We start from the raw sequence: 15216 nt of genomic DNA on the forward strand, positions 1-15216 counted from the left end.
GGAACAGGGCGGCGGGAAATTCAACCGCTCAAAGAGGGCGCATTGCAGCCCTCTCAATTCGGGAGGTTCGTCCGGGGCACGAGACCTAGGCCAGCGCCTCGAACCTGAACGCGTCCCCGTCCCGGCTGATATGCCCGGCCGAAAAATGCCCGCCGATCACCAGCGTCGGGGTCTCGGCAAACCGGCCGAACAATTCGCGCCGCGTCGCGGCAGATTGGCTCTGATCGGAATCCGCGGTCGAGGACCAGCCGGGATGCGCCATCTGGCAGGGATGATGGGCGACGTCGCCCGTCAGCAGTCCCTGCTCGCCGTCCGACTGGATCAGAATGCTCATATGTCCAGGGCTGTGGCCGGGGGTCGGGATCATGCTGATCTCGTCGCTGAGCCGGTGGTCGCTCGCGACCAACTCCGCCCGCTCTGCATCGACGATCGGCTCCACGGAATCGCCAAACACGGCCTGCTTGTCCGGCTCGGTGGAATGGTCGCGCCAATGCTCATACTCGGTCTTGCCGAAGACATAGCGCGCGTTGGGGAAGGTCGGCACCCATTTGCCGTCGACCCATTTCGTGTTCCAGCCGACATGGTCGACGTGAAGGTGCGTGCACAGCACGATATCGATACTCTCGGGCGGAAAGCCCGCCGCAATCATCGTCTCCAGGAACGGCGTGGTGCGATTGTTCCAGGTCGGGACATTGCGGCCCTGCTTGTCATTGCCGAGCCCGGTATCGACCACGATGCGGCGCGAAGGCGTCTCCACCACCAGCGAATGGATCGACATCTTCAGCCGGCCCTCTTCGGTGGCGAAATGCGGGATCAGCCAAGGCAGCTTCTGGATTTCTGTATTGCTCGCCAAGGGCAGAATGAAGCGGGTCGAGCCGACCGTCTCCAATTCCACGACTTTGGTGATTTTGACCCTGCCGACCTTCCACTGCATCCGGCGCATCCTCATGTTCTTGCTTTGGCGGGGAACATGCGCAGTTTCGCGGGCAGGCGCAATGGATCATCTGACGCGGTGCGGCGTTATCGCGGGAACCCAGGGAAAGACAAAGGGCCAGCCATGCCAGAGCTTGCGATTTCCGCGGAGAAGGTCGCCTTCATCATCGAAAAGGCGCGTGAATTCGACGTCAAGCAGGCGGATTCCGATCCGGATTCCGGCTCGAATGCGACGGATGACGATGCGGTCGACGTCCTCGAGGATGACGGCTCCGATCCGGTGGTCAACGAACTCGGAAGTTTCATCGTGGCCATGAACGAGGACGAGCAGATCGATCTCGTCGCGCTAACCTGGCTCGGCCGCGGCGACGGCACGATCGACGACTGGGACGATCTGCGCGCACGCGCGGTGGAGGCGCGCGCCGAGTATCGCAGCCCCCGGCGCGAGACGGCGCATTATCTCCTCGGTGAGCCGATGCTGGGCGATCTGCTCGCCGACGGGCTCGACGAATTCGGCGTCGACTGGACCGACGGAAACCCAGTCGCCGATTCATCCAGTCCGAGCCAGCGGGACGAAGACGAGCCCACCAAGCAACAGCGGTGATTCCGGCCGATATCAGCGCGCGCAGTCAACGACCACGGTGCCGAGCTTGTCGCCTTTCTCGACGGCGACATGGGCTTGCGCCGTCTCCGACAGCGCAAACTGCGCCGCGACATTGTGGATTCGCGGCCCCGCTGCCAGCCATTTCGAGATGTCGGCCTGCGCCGCCGCCAGCAGCGCCGGCGGCAGCGCGAACAAGACGAGCGAGCGGAGCGTGATGCACTTCTCCATCAGCTCGCGCATCGGCATGGTCGGCGTGCGGTTGCCGTTGGTGGCGTAGACCGCGATTGTCGAATTCATTGCCATCAACTTCAGGGTCGTCGCGATGTTGCCGCCGAAATCGACATCGACCAATTGGTCGACCCCGCGTCCGCCGGTGAAGGCCATCGCCTTGGCAACGACGTCTTCGTCCCTGTAATTGACCACGAGATCGGCACCAGCCTGTCGCGCCTGCTCGCCTTTCATCGCCGAGCTGACGGTCGCGATCACCTGCGCGCCGCCCCATTTCGCGAGTTGCACGGCGTAATGCCCGACTGCACCCGCGCCGCCGGTGACCAGCACGGTCTTGCCGACGATCGGTCCGTCCGCAAATAGCGAGCACCACGCCGTCATAGCGGGAATGCCCAGCGTCGCGCCTTCCGCAAAAGAGAGGTTGTCCGGCAGCGGCGTCACCAGATGCTCGGCAAGCGCGATATGTTCGGCCGCGGTGCCAAAGGCGCGGCCGTTGCGCTGGCCGTTGAACAGCCAGACCCTGTCGCCGATCTTGAACCGCGTCGCGCCATCGCCGGTCTGGTCGATAAACCCCGCGCCATCGCTGTTTGGAATGACGCGCGAAAATTCCTTCGCGCGATAGCTGCCCCCGCGCCGGCCGACATCGGCCGGATTGACGCCGGAGGCTTCCAGGCGAACACGAACTTCGCCTGGGCCTGCCACCGGCGTCGTCATCTCACCATAGGTGAGGACGTCCGCCGCCGGTCCTGTCTCTTTGTACCAGACCGCCCTCACAGGGTTCCCGGGAAGGCGCCGCCATCGAGCAGAAGGTTCTGACCGGTGATGAAGCCGGCTCTGCTGCCGCACAGGAAGGCGCATGCGTAGCCGAACTCGTCGGGATCGCCGAAGCGGCCCGCGGGATTGAGCTTGGCGCGCTCGGCCAGAACCTGGTCCGGCGTGATGCCGCGCTTCTCGGATTCCCCCTTCGCGGTGCTGCGCAGCCGATCGGTCTCGAACGGGCCCGGCAGCAGGCCGTTGATGGTGACGTTGTTGATCACGGTCTTGCGCGACAGGCCGGCGATGAAGCCGGTGAGGCCGGCGCGCGCGCCGTTGGAGAGACCGAGGATGTCGATCGGCGCCTTCACCGCGGCCGAGGTGATGTTGACGATACGGCCGAACTTGCGCGCCATCATGCCGTCCACGGTGGATTTGATCAGCTCGATCGGGGTGAGCATGTTGGCGTCGATCGCCTTGATCCAGTCGTCGCGGGTCCAGTTGCGGAAATCGCCGGGCGGCGGTCCGCCGGCATTGTTGATCAGGATATCCGGCTCGGGGCAGGCCTTCAACACCGCCTCGCGGCCCGCCGGCGTCGTGATGTCGCCGACAATCTCGGTGACGGTCACATCAGGATAGGCCTTGCGGATGTCGTCGGCCGTCTTCTTCAGGGCCTCGGCGCCGCGCGCGGTCAGCGTGACGTGAACGCCGGCCTCGGCCAGCGAGATGGCGCAGGCGCGTCCGAGGCCTTTGCTGGATGCGCAGACGATGGCGCGGCGACCTTTGATCCCAAGATCCACTGTTTCACTCCCGTAATGTCATGCAGGTTTTAGAGCCGCTATTCTAGCCAACCTTGGCGCCGCTGATAAGGGATTGGCTCGCATCAAAATGCATGCGCGCTTGCCCGGCGATGCAAATGCGCCTCATCAGATGCGCCGCTCCTGCTTGAGGCGGTCGATCGCGGAGGCTGCCTCCGGCGGCAGCGACTTGAAGCCCATCCGGCCGGCCGTCGAGAACAGCGGCCGCAGGTGCGAGCCGGCGAGAAACGGCGGCTGGCGGTTGGCCGGCACGATCTGGTCGAACACCAGCACCAGCGTCGTGGCGACGAGGCCGACCCTGATGGCGCCGAGCGCTGCGCCGCCAAGCCGGTCGCCGATGCCGGCCTGCCGTATCGTGTCGCTCAGCGCCAGCCGGCCGAGATATCCAAACAGCATGCCGACCACCACGAAGATGCCGAAGAACCAGATCCAGTTCTGCAGCAGCGGCGCGTTCGGATTGCCCGCGACCTGCGGGACGATCAGCGGCATCAGCGCGACGGCGATGGGGGCGGCGAGGAGATAGGCCAGGATCGTCATGGCGCTACCGAGCAGGCCGGTCCTGAAACCGAAACCGATCGCGATGGCGAACGCCGCATAGACGGCGAGATCGAAAGTGTTCATGCGCGGGAGCCTGCCATGGAACGAGTGAACGCAGAACCGATCATTCCGGTTTCAGATCGTTAAAATCGTCTGTATTGATGGCCAAAAGTTCAGGGATCGCCCCAAGGAAAGCGTCAAGGAAAGCGTCAAGGAAAGCGTCAAGGAAAGCGTCAAGGAAAGCGTCATGTCAGACCTATTCGACGTCAGTCAGGAAACCATCCTCGTCACAGGTGCGAGCCAGGGCTTGGGGCGGCAATTTGCCCGGGTGTTGGGGGCACATGGCGCGGCCGTCGCGCTCGCGGCGCGGCAGACCGACAAGCTGAAAAGCCTGGAAGACGAGATCCGCGGCAAAGGCGGCCGTGCCGCCGCCGTCGCACTCGACGTCACCGACACCGCATCGATCGCCAGGGCCGTCGATGCCACGGAAGCCGCGCTCGGCCCGGTCACGGTGCTGATCAACAATGCCGGCATCGCCATCGAAAAGCTCGCGACCGAGCAGACCGAGGCCGATTGGGACGCGGTGATCGGCGCCAATCTCAAGGGCGCCTATTTTCTCGCGACCGAGATCGCGCGCCGCATGATCGCGCGCAAGCAGGCAGGCAACATCGTCAACATCGCCTCCGTGCTCGGCACCGGCGTGCTGAAGGCGCTGTCGCCTTACGCGATCTCCAAGGCCGGCATCATCCAGGCGACCAAGGCGATGGCGCTGGAGCTTGCGGGGCAGAATATCCGCGTCAACGCGCTGGCGCCCGGCTACATCGACACCGAGATGAACCACGCGTTCTGGTCGACGCCGCCGGGCGAGCGCCTGACCAAACGCATCCCACAGCGCCGCATCGGCGCCGAGTCCGATCTCGACGGCGCGATCCTGCTGCTGGCCTCCAAGGCCTCGCGGTACATGACGGGCAGCGTGGTGACGGTGGACGGCGGGTTCTTGTTGAATTGAGCGCACCGCTGTCGTCCCGGCCTAGTGCGCAATTGCGCACTAGGCCGGGACGACGAGGTAGAGTTACCGCATCTCCGCCCTGATCATATCCGCCGCCTTCTCCCCGATCATGATGGTCGGCGCATTGGTGTTGCCGCCGATCAATGTCGGCATGATCGAGGCATCGACGACGCGCAGGCCTTCGACGCCGTGCACCTTCAGCGCCGGATCGACCACGGCCATGGCGTCGGTGCCCATCTTGCAGGTGCCGACGGGGTGATAGACGGTGTCGACACGCGCGCGCAGGATGGCGCGGATGTCGTCGTCCGTTCTCACATCGGATGTGAACATGTCCTTCTTCTGCAAAGCGCGCATCGCGGGCGTCTCCATCAGCCGTCGCGTGGTCTTGAAGCCCGCGACCATCGTCTCGAGATCCTCAGCCTCGCCCAAGAAATTCGGATCGATCATCGGCGCCGCCAGCGGATCGGCGCTTTTCAGCCAGACGCTGCCACGGCTCTTCGGTCGCAACAGGCAGACGTGGCACGAGAAGCCCGCCTCCTTGTGCTTCTTGCGGCCGTGGTCGTCGAGCATCGCGATGATGAAGTGCAGCTGGATGTCGGCCACATCGAGATCGGTTCGGGTTTTCAGGAAGCCGCCACACTCGGCGAAATTGGTGGTCATCAGTCCGCGCCGGTCCCGGCGATATCGCTGGATGGCGCGGAGGAGGGATGGCAGCCGGCCGAGCGATGAGTGGACGAAGTGCGGGTAGTCGGAGGCGTAGACGAACACGAAATCCGGATGATCCTGCAGATTGCGTCCGACGCCCGGCAGGTGATGCACGACGCCGATACCGTGCGCGGCAAGCGCCTCGCCGTCGCCGATGCCCGACAGCATCAGCAATTGCGGCGACTGGAAGGCGCCGGCGGCGAGGATCACCTCGCGGCGGGCGCGCAGCTGCTTTGTCTGCTTGCCCTGGACATATTCGATGCCGACCGCGCGCCCACCTTCGAACAGGATGCGCGTGGCATGCGCCTGCGTCTCGACACGCAGATTGGCGCGCTTGCCCATGTGCGGATTCACATAGGCTCGCGCCGCGCTCCAGCGCTCGCCATTATGCTGCGTCACCTGGTAGCTGCCGAGCCCTTCGTGGTCCTCCGCATTGAAGTCCTCGCGGATGCGGAACTGCGCCTCGCGGGCGGCCTGATGGAAGATTTCGTGGATCGGATTGTCCGAGCGCAGCCTGTTGACATGCAGCGGGCCGCCCTTGCCATGATACGCGCCGTCGAAATCGGCGTTGTTCTCCGAGCGCTTGAAATAGGGCAGCACGTCCGCGTACGACCAGCCGGCATTGCCGAGCGAAGCCCAGTGGTCGTAGTCCCATTTGTTGCCGCGGATGTAGACCATGGCATTGATTGCCGAGGACCCGCCGAGCCCCTTGCCGCGCGGTTGATAGCCGATACGGCCGTTCAATCCCTTCTGCGGCACGGTATCGAAGCCCCAGTTGGCGACCTTGTATGGCAAGGCGAGTCCGAACGGTGTGGTGATCCGCCAATTGTCGTTCCGTCCGCCGGCATCGAGCAGCGCCACGGATGTCCCCGCATCCTCCGACAGCCGCCCCGCCACCGCGCAGCCGCCGGAGCCCGCGCCCACGACGACGAAATCGAATATGTCAGTCACTGATGTTTCCCCCTTTATCGTCATTCCGGGGCGCGCGTAGCGGGAGCCCGGAATCTCGAGGTTCCGGGTTCGCTTCGCGCCCCGGAACGACTACCCCTACGACATGAACCGCATCATCTTCTCCAGCCGCGCGATCTTGCCGCCGTAGGGCGGATAGAGGTCGGCGAGGCGGTTGAATTTCGAACGATAGAACACCGGCTTCAGCTTGCTGAACGTGCGAAAGCCCCATTCGCCGTGATAGGCGCCGGTGCCGGACGCGCCGACGCCGCCCATCGGCTGGTTGATTTGCGCGAAATGAAAGAGGCAGTCATTGATGGTGACGCCCCCGGAGACGGTCCGCGCCAGCACCTCGTCGCGCGCAACGTGGTCCTTGCCGAACCAGTACAGCGCCAGCGGCCGGTCGCGGGCGTTGACGAAGGCGATGGCGTCGGCCGGCTCGCGATAGCTGAGCACGGGAAGCACAGGACCGAAAATCTCCTCCTGCATCACCGCCATGTCTGCGGTCGCGCCCGCGATCAGCGTCGGCGGGAATTTGCGGTGCGCCTTCCAGTTCGGATCGTCCGCCTTCGCCGGCTGCAGGATCTTTGCGCCGCGGCTTGCCGCATCAGCGACGAGATTTTCCAGCCGCGCATAATGCCGGTCGGAGATCACGGAGGTGTAGTCCTTGTTGGAGGGGTCGGTGCCGAACATGCGCCGCATCTGCGCGCGCACTTTTTCGGCGAAAGCCTGCAACGCGCGCTCGGGCACCAGCACATAGTCCGGCGCGATGCAGGTCTGCCCGGCATTGAGCAGCTTGCCGTAGGCGATGCGTTCGGCGGCCTCTTCGAGGTCGGCCGAGGCGTCGATGATAACAGGCGACTTGCCGCCGAGCTCGAGCGTGACCGGCGTCAGATTGCGCCCCGCGGCCTCCGCCACCAGCCGCCCGACCCGGGTCGAGCCGGTGAACACCAGATGATCGAACGGCAGCGATGCGAAGGCCTTCGCGATTTCGTCCTCAATGCCGGTGACGAGCAACTCCGCAGCGTCGAACCGCGCGGCGACCGTCTCCTTCAGCAGCGCTGAGAAATGCGGCACGAGCTCGCTCGGCTTGATGATGACGCGGTTGCCGGCGGCGAGTGCGCCGATGGCGGGCGCGAGCGTCAGCTGCAGCGGGTAATTCCACGGCGCGATGATGCCGACGACGCCGAGCGGCTGCGGCATCAGCCGGTTGCGCGCGGGCAGGAATTGCAGCGCCGTCGAAACGCGCTGCGGCGCCATCCAGCTCTTGAGGTGTTTCGTGGCATGACGGATCTCGGAGAACACCATCATGGTCTCGGCGATGGTGGTCTCGACCGTGCAGCGTTGGCCGAAATCGGCCGAGATCGCCTGCCGGAAGCGCTCCTCGTTGTCGGCGACGACAGTGCGCAGCCGCGCCAGCCGGTCGAGCCGCTCGGCAAGGCCGGGCGCCGGCTCGGCCCGCGACCGCGCGATCATGGCACGGAAGGTTTCCTCAACGGCCCGAAGCGGGGCGCTCGGCGGGGGGCGGTCCAAGGGGCGATCCAAGGCGTGGTCCATGGCATTCTCCCCCCTTGAAGTGGCGTTTCCGCCTGGTTTTGTGGCCGCAAGCTGGCCCCTTGTGGAACTTCTGGCAAGGGCGGGCCAAACAGGCCGCAAATTCGTCCACCGCGCTGTCATAAAGTCGAAAAAAACGTCCCCGCAGCCCTTTCCAAAGGCACCCCGGGTTGGTACATACCGCCCGCACCCAACGGGCTTTGCCCGGGGTTGCCTTCCAAGGAAGCCTTCGGGACGGACGAAGCAAGCCACGCGAACAGCGCCGGCCCTTCATTCACCGTCCCCGGCACTTTCACGAAGGCAAAGCAACGGTTAACGCGGGGTGGAGCAGCCCGGTAGCTCGTCAGGCTCATAACCTGAAGGTCATAGGTTCAAATCCTATCCCCGCAACCAAGTTCGGACCTTACCGGTCCCGATCCGAAAATGGCCCGCATAACGCGGGCCATTTTTGTTTTGGGGCGTCCTCGATCATGCATGTCCTGCTTTGGCTCAGCCGTGGTTCGTTCGGGCCAAAGCGCGTCTCGTCGCCATTGGTGGAGGTCCCGAACGTAAGCGCGATCCGTCCAGAGCATGCCGTCCGGGGAAGGAACCCAGGATGCCGCCGGGCGTCAACACGAGTCACCGGCGCGTCCGGTGCTCACTTGTTGGCTTGCCGTCGTTCGGAAGGAGAGGGCCAATGCAGCTCGAAGATTTCGAGGCCGCCGATGTTCGGGCGGATGAGACACGTATCTTCATCCGTCGCGCCGGTTCGGGGCCGGCCGTTCTCCTGTTGCACGGATTTCCGCAGACGCATCTGATGTGGCGCGACGTTGCGCCGGTGCTCGCGCAGAACTTCACGGTGGTCTGCGCCGATCTTCGCGGATATGGCCAAAGCGATTGTCCTCCCTCCAGTCCGGACCATACGCCATATGCAAAACGAGCGATGGCAAAGGACATGGTGTCCGTCATGACGAAACTCGGCTTCGACCGTTTTTCGGTCGCGGGCCATGATCGCGGTGGCCGTGTCGCCTATCGGCTCGCGCTTGATCACCGCGAACGCGTGCAGCGGCTTGCCGTCCTGGACATCGTTCCGATCGCCGATGCCTGGGAGCGCGCCGACAAGAACCTGACGGTCGGCTATTGGCCGTGATCGTTGCTTGCGCAGCCTGAACCTCTTCCCGAGCGGCTGTTGTCGGCAGCCCCCGATGCCATCATCGACAATGCGCTGCATGGCTGGGGGTCTTCAGCTGGCAGCTTCAGTCCGGCCGTGCGGGCAGCCTATATCGACGCGTTGAGCGATGAGGCGCATGTTCATGCGATCTGCGAGGAATATCGTGCGGCCGCGACACTCGATCACGCGCACGATCTGGCGGACCGTCGTTCCGGCCGCCGAATTGACTGCCCTGTGCTCGTGCTCTGGAGCGGTCGCGGCCCTCTGAACGCGTGGTATGCGAGCGAGGGCGGCCCGTTGGGGCTCTGGCGGAGCTGGGCCGATGATTTGGACGGAAAGCCGCTTGATGGCGGGCACTTCTTCCCGGAGGAGCTTCCGCAGCAGACTGGGTACGAGCTGAACCGGTTTTTCGGAAGCGGCGGATAGGACCAGCGGCTTGGCCGTGCGGCTTCCTTCGACAGCTCTTGGCGAGCGCGAGGGCTGCCCCTTGGGGCGGGCGGCGATCGGAAGCAAACATTAAGCCCGCGCTAATGCGCAGGCGTAATGCGTTCGTGCGTACTATCCGAAGCTCAGGGTCTGTGCGGACAAACCATCGTCAGATTGAGCAGCGTGGGCGTCTTGCTGTCTGCCTCGTACTCCCACTCCAGCCGAATCTCATGCCGGTCAGCGTCGCGATCGGCCGGCGCATGCGTGATGATGTTGGTCTTCATGGGAATCGGAGGCTCCGAGTTGAAGCACTTCCGGACACAGGCATCGAGCAACGCGCATCGCGTCAGGGGAATCACGTCCGGCTCGTCCTTCGACAGCGGTGTGGTATTCGGTTGGAACGTGAGATCGACGCGAGCGCGGCCCTTCTCCTTCTGCCAGTGCTTCGCGCTTCCCTGCGGCCACTTGCTCTTCGGCGTCAAAACTAGGTGATATTGGCCGTATTCCAATGTCGGGAGGTGGATATTTTCCGAGGCCTTGAGCTTCTTTACGCTCTTCTTCATGTTCTCCAATGGGTAGTAGTTACCATTCATCAGGTCCTTAAATGGCTTACCCGTATATACTCTCATGCCCATGTATTTTGCCCCTCAATGAGTACTTGGCTTCCCCGGGAAATGTGCAGCTCCGCGAAGCTTGACGACCACAACACGAGCCTGGCGGCTCGTCATACGCAGCCTGTTTTTCGCGCAGCTTTCGGCAAGCTACCACCTGGGACTGTGAATCGTCCAGATCAGCAACCGGCTCGAGGATGTTTGCCCAAGATGAGCCGCATGCCCCGTTGCTAACCAGGTTTCCATAAGCGATCTTATTGCTTCGTTCGCAGAGGCCGACCGACGATGCCGCTGCAAGGCCTTGAAAGCACGGGAATGCATTGCGCGGCATGTCAGTCGACGATCGACCCTGGCGACAGCCGGTGTCCCAATTGCGGTGCAGGCGTGCAACGTTCCGATCCCGACAGCGAACGACGGTTCGTCACGATTTTACGGGCCGATGTGATTGATTCCACCGGGCTTGTTGCCGAACTGGATCCGGAGGAGGCGGTCTCGCGCCTGGAGCCGGCCCTGGCGTCCATGAGAGGCGCGGTTCGGCAGTTCGGCGGCATCGTCAGCAAGGAGCTGGGCGATGGGCTTGCCGCGGTGTTCGGCGCCCCGATCGCGGATGACAATCATGCCCCGATGGCCTGCCACGCCGCGATCGAGCTCGTCCGCCGCGTCGCAAGCCTGGGTGACCCCGGACTTCAGGTGCGGGTCGGTCTCCACTCTGGCCATGTCGTGGCCTACATGGTCGCCAGCGAGTTCTCCAAGGTTTACGAGATCGGGGGCGCCGCCCAGCATCTGGCCGCGCGGTTGGAGGCGGCGGCAGAGGCGAATCAGATCTACGTCTCGGAGGCCTGTCAAAAGCTCGCCGAGGGACATGTCCGGTTCGAATCTTTGGGCGACAAGTCCCTGCGCGGCTTCAATCAGCCCGTGCCGGTCTACCGGATCGTGGGCGCGAGCGACCTGTCGAGCTGGCGGGTACGGCGGGCGCGTAGCGTTTCTCGCTTCGTCGATCGCACGATTGAGCGGGCTCTGCTGGAGCGCACCTCCGGAAACGCCAGGACAACCCGGCAGAGCGTCCTGCTGCTGGGCGATGCGGGTATCGGAAAATCGCGGCTCGCGCACGAGTTTGCCCAGCAGCTGAGAGCGGACGGCTGGCGGTTGATCGATGCGGAATGTAGCCCGAACCTCCAAGGCGCGCCCTTCAGCACGCTCAAGCGGCTCTTGCTCTCGATCCTGGAGGGGACAGCAAGACACCCCGGCAGTCCAAGCGATCCTCGGGACGATCTGCCGGCGATACAACAGTGCGCCCTCGACGCAGTGCTCGACCTACCGATATCGAATCCGTACTGGGACGAGCTGGAGCCTCACGCACGGGGACAAGCGATCGCAGACGCAAGCTGTGCCCTCGTTGGAAGCCTGGCCCATCGCCAGCCAACGGTAGTCTTGCTCGAGGATCTGCACTGGATTGACCGTGCGAGCGATATCGTCGTAGCCGCCGTTGCGTCGCTACAGGCGCCCGGTCTTCTCGTGCTGTTCACCTCCCGGCCGAATGGCATGCCGGCCTGGATCGCGCGCTGTCACGCCGAGATCGTCGCGATGCGGCCCCTCGACGACGATTCGGGGTTGGCCATGCTGGCAGACATGCTTGGCTCCTCGGAGACCAACGCCGATTTGAAGAGCCGGATCATTTCTCATACTGCCAACGTTCCCCTGTTCATCGAGGAGGTCTGCCGCGGGTTGAAGGATAGCGGCACGCTGCGTGGCCAATGGGGCGATCTTGCGCTCGTGCGTCCGATCGACGAACTCGGCATTCCCAGCAGCATCCAGGGCGTGATTGCAGCGCGCCTCGATCGGGTATCGAAGCAAGAACGGTCCATTCTGCAGATCGCCGCCACTTTGGGGCCGAGATCGAACGAAGCCTTGCTTGAAAAGATCGCAGCCCTGTCTCGTGACGTTCTCCAGGGGTGCCTCGCGGCGCTCGATCGCGCTGAGTTGCTTGTCAGGATCGATAGCGCATTGGAGAATTCCCTGGAATTCCGGCATGAGATGGTCCGGCAGGTCACCTATGACTCGATGGTCGAAAAGGTACGCGAAGACATCCATGCGCGCGTTCTTTCGGCCCTGGAGGACAGCGAAGGCAGTGCCGACGATCCCGACAAGCTCTGCTACCACGCCACGCGGGCGAAGGATTGGGACAAGTCGTTCAGCTATGGCAGGGCTTCGGCGAGAAGATGTCTGGCGCGGTCGGCATTTGCCGATGCGGCTGACTATTTCGAGGTAGCCATGAGGTCTTTGGACATGATGCCGGCGAATCCCTCGAGGGAGGCGAGCGCCGTGGATGTTCGTATCGAGGCGCGTGCGGCATTCATTGCGTCTGGCCAGATTGCCGAATGGCTCAACCTCGGCAAGGAGGCTGAGCGTCGCGCCGATGCGATCAACGACATCGGACGGAAGGTGGCGGCCATGACGGTCATGGCGGCTGCACAAAACTTCTACGGCACGCCCATCGAAGCGATCACCCTCGGTGAGCAAGTCGCGCACCTCGCGGAGGAGTGGGGTAATCCTGGATGGCTCAATGCCGCGCACTACGGGCTCGGACAGGTGTATTTTCTTGCCGGGCGCTACCGTGAAGCTGATCGATTCTTCGCCCGGAGCTGCGCTCAGCTGATGGGGCCGGAGCCCAGCGCGCCTTTCGGCTCGACACCGAAATACGCATTGTTGCTCTGCTGCATGATGAGCAGCATTACCCACACCGTCGTGGGCGAGCTCGATGCCGCCGAGCAGCTCCAGCAACAGGCCGCCGCGATCGCGGAGGAGACGGGCCGGCCCTACGACCGTGTCGCCGCTGCCTACAGCGGCGGCTGGCTGATGCTCGGCCGCAACGAGCCGGCGGCGGCCGCGGCCATCCTCGAAGACGGTTTTGTCCTGGCGCAGAAGCACGGCATCCGGCTGTTCGTGCCGGTGCTCGCCTGCCATCTCGGCATGGCCTATCTGGAGCAGGGGCTGTTCGACCGGGCGCGCGGCATGCTGACGGAGGCGCGCGAGGAGGCCAAGGCGGTCGGCTATACCTCGGCGGTGCTGCGCAGCTCGATCTACCTGGCGCTCGCCACCCATCGCCTCGGCGACGTCCAGGCCGCGCAGAACATGCTGCGCGAGGCGCGCAACACCGCGCGGCAACAGGGGTTCTCCGGCCTGGAGGCGGAGGCTCTGTTCGGCGAGGCGATGGTGACGCCGCCGTCGGGTCCGGAGGCCAAGGCGGCGATCCTTGGCGCCCTGCGCGCGACCATCGCGATCGCCGCCGAGAGCGGCGCGCTGCCGCTGCAGCACAAGGCCGAGGCGATGCTCAACGAGATGCAGGCGACGGGTGACGAGCTCAGCTGACGGCAGCGGCGGCCCGGCTGCCATCGCGGCCGAAATCTGCCCGACGCGTCAAATAAATTCAGCAGGCGTCGCAATGGGTTAGCCACTGTGCATGGGGTTGTTTTCGCCCTTTTATCTTGAAGGGCCCTTCATGGCGCGGCGCAGAGGACGGCACGCTGGTGCGGCCCGCTCCGATGACTATGCCCTTGCACGCGCAGCAAGGTCGGCTACCGTCGGCCCTGGCCACACGGCCAGGCGACTTTTGATTTCAATTTTTTAGCATTCGATTTTCCGGCGCCGCGACGGCGCGACGCCCACCGAACGAGGCGGGGCCATGATCACACGGGACCAGTCAGCGCTGCTCGCGCCGGTCGAGCGCGACCTGCGGCTCGATCTCTTCCGCGGCATCGGTCTGTGGATGATCTTCCTCGACCACATCCCGCACGACGTCGTGGCCTGGCTGACCTTGCGCAATTACGGCTTCAGCGACGCCGCCGAATTCTTCGTCTTCATTTCCGGTTATCTGGTCGGCTGGATCTACGGCCCGATCATCGCGGGCGGCTGGTTTGCCGCCGCGCTGAAGCGGCTGTGGCGGCGCGCGATCGAGATGTATGTCGCCCACATCATGCTGTTCCTGCTGTTCACGGCGCAGATCGCCCGCACTGCGCGCCGCTTCGACAATCCGATGTACGAGCACGAGTTCAACGTGTTCAATTTCCTGTCGCATCCGGACGAGCTGATCGGGCAGGCGATCCTCCTGAAGTACAAGCCGGTCAATCTCGACGTGCTGCCGCTCTACATCACGCTGGTGTTCGCCTCGCCTTTCATCGTGTGGTGCCTGGTGCGGCGGCCGAACCTGACGCTCGCCGCATCCGTGGTGCTCTACGTGCTGGCGCGCTGGTTCGACTGGAACGTCGCCTCCTATCCGCCCGGCACGCACTGGTACTTCAACCCGTTCTGCTGGCAGCTGATGTTCGTGTTCGCGGCCTGGTGCGGCATCGGCCAGATCGACAAGGTCGCGAGATGGGTGTGGTCGAAGGCGGCGATGGCGCTGGCCGCGACTTGGCTCGCCTTCGCGCTGCTGATCGTGATGACCTGGCACGTCCCCGTGCTCGAAGCCCTGATCCCGAAATGGATGATCAAGGCGATCTACCCGATCGACAAGACCGATCTCGACATGCTGCGCTTCACGCATTTCCTGGCGCTGGCGATCTGGGTGACTCACCTCATCTCGCGCAAATGGCGGACCCTGCACGGGGCCTGGCTGCGCCCTGTGATCCTCTGTGGCCAGCACTCGCTGCCGATCTTCTGCCTCGGCGTCTTCCTGTCGTTCTCGGCGCACTGGATCCTGACGCAATACACCAAGGGGGTCTGGGAGCAGCTCGCGGTCTCCGTCGTCGGCATCGTCATCATGATCGCAGCCGCCTGGCTGCTCGACCGGGCCGGACGGGTGCCGAACCTGTTCGTGAAGGTGACGGAGATCGAGGAGGCCGACACCGTCCTGGAAAGCGCGCCCGCGGACAGGTCTGCCGTGGCGCCCGCGGGTCATTGAGGTTCGCCGGCCTGTATTTTGGCGGAGAGATCCAACGGAG

Annotated in this window: 11 protein-coding genes, 1 tRNA gene and 1 pseudogene; 6 read left to right on the top strand and 7 right to left on the bottom strand. The window is 64.2% G+C overall.

Features of this window, described 5'->3' with window-relative positions:
- Positions 1 to 85 precede the first annotated feature (85 nt).
- Positions 86 to 934, bottom strand: a complete 849-nt coding sequence (locus IVB40_RS02985; protein WP_247818050.1) for an MBL fold metallo-hydrolase — start codon at positions 932 to 934, stop codon at positions 86 to 88.
- A 123-nt stretch (positions 935 to 1057) separates the two neighbouring features.
- Between IVB40_RS02985 and IVB40_RS02990 the strand changes: the two genes are divergently transcribed.
- The gene (locus IVB40_RS02990) at positions 1058 to 1537 is read left to right on the top strand and encodes a DUF3775 domain-containing protein (RefSeq protein WP_027515358.1); all 480 of its coding nucleotides are present in this window, start codon (positions 1058 to 1060) and stop codon (positions 1535 to 1537) included.
- A 12-nt stretch (positions 1538 to 1549) separates the two neighbouring features.
- On the opposite strand, the gene IVB40_RS02995 is transcribed toward IVB40_RS02990, so the two are convergent.
- From IVB40_RS02995 to IVB40_RS03005, 3 genes are all read right to left on the bottom strand, one after another.
- Positions 1550 to 2539: an NADPH:quinone reductase gene (locus IVB40_RS02995; RefSeq protein ID WP_247818051.1), complete on the bottom strand. Its 990-nt coding sequence runs from the start codon at positions 2537 to 2539 to the stop codon at positions 1550 to 1552.
- Positions 2536 to 3318, bottom strand: coding sequence for an SDR family oxidoreductase (locus IVB40_RS03000; RefSeq protein ID WP_027570121.1), 783 nt, complete (start codon positions 3316 to 3318; stop codon positions 2536 to 2538). Before IVB40_RS03000 ends, IVB40_RS02995 begins: the two co-directional genes overlap by 4 nt.
- Positions 3319 to 3444: 126 nt before the next feature.
- Positions 3445 to 3957 (bottom strand): CvpA family protein, encoded by a 513-nt coding sequence (locus IVB40_RS03005; protein ID WP_247818052.1) that lies wholly within the window; start codon positions 3955 to 3957, stop codon positions 3445 to 3447.
- A 163-nt stretch (positions 3958 to 4120) separates the two neighbouring features.
- Here IVB40_RS03005 and IVB40_RS03010 point away from each other — a divergent pair, with 163 nt between their 5' ends.
- On the top strand, positions 4121 to 4882 hold the full coding sequence (locus IVB40_RS03010) for an SDR family oxidoreductase (RefSeq protein WP_247818053.1): 762 nt from the start codon (positions 4121 to 4123) through the stop codon (positions 4880 to 4882).
- A gap of 63 nt (positions 4883 to 4945) precedes the next feature.
- On the opposite strand, the gene IVB40_RS03015 is transcribed toward IVB40_RS03010, so the two are convergent.
- Positions 4946 to 6538: a choline dehydrogenase gene (locus tag IVB40_RS03015; protein ID WP_247818054.1), complete on the bottom strand. Its 1593-nt coding sequence runs from the start codon at positions 6536 to 6538 to the stop codon at positions 4946 to 4948.
- A 96-nt stretch (positions 6539 to 6634) separates the two neighbouring features.
- The gene (locus IVB40_RS03020) at positions 6635 to 8092 is read right to left on the bottom strand and encodes a coniferyl aldehyde dehydrogenase (protein ID WP_247818055.1); all 1458 of its coding nucleotides are present in this window, start codon (positions 8090 to 8092) and stop codon (positions 6635 to 6637) included.
- Positions 8093 to 8405: 313 nt separating this feature from the next.
- Between IVB40_RS03020 and IVB40_RS03025 the strand changes: the two genes are divergently transcribed.
- Both IVB40_RS03025 and IVB40_RS03030 read left to right on the top strand, forming a co-directional pair.
- Positions 8406 to 8482, top strand: a tRNA-Met gene (locus IVB40_RS03025).
- Positions 8483 to 8765: 283 nt separating this feature from the next.
- Positions 8766 to 9665 (top strand): annotated as a pseudogene (locus IVB40_RS03030) (alpha/beta hydrolase).
- Between the two features lie 143 nt (positions 9666 to 9808).
- Here the strand turns inward: IVB40_RS03030 and IVB40_RS03035 are convergent.
- Positions 9809 to 10300: a hypothetical protein gene (locus tag IVB40_RS03035; RefSeq protein WP_027570125.1), complete on the bottom strand. Its 492-nt coding sequence runs from the start codon at positions 10298 to 10300 to the stop codon at positions 9809 to 9811.
- Between the two features lie 291 nt (positions 10301 to 10591).
- Here IVB40_RS03035 and IVB40_RS03040 point away from each other — a divergent pair, with 291 nt between their 5' ends.
- Both IVB40_RS03040 and IVB40_RS03045 read left to right on the top strand, forming a co-directional pair.
- Positions 10592 to 13645: an adenylate/guanylate cyclase domain-containing protein gene (locus IVB40_RS03040; RefSeq protein ID WP_247819648.1), complete on the top strand. Its 3054-nt coding sequence runs from the start codon at positions 10592 to 10594 to the stop codon at positions 13643 to 13645.
- Between the two features lie 313 nt (positions 13646 to 13958).
- Entirely contained in the window at positions 13959 to 15176 is a 1218-nt protein-coding gene (locus tag IVB40_RS03045) for an OpgC domain-containing protein (RefSeq protein WP_247818056.1), read from the top strand.
- Positions 15177 to 15216 lie beyond the last annotated feature (40 nt).

Origin of the sequence: Bradyrhizobium sp. 40, from assembly GCF_023100925.1 — a bacterium.
GTDB lineage: Bacteria > Pseudomonadota > Alphaproteobacteria > Rhizobiales > Xanthobacteraceae > Bradyrhizobium.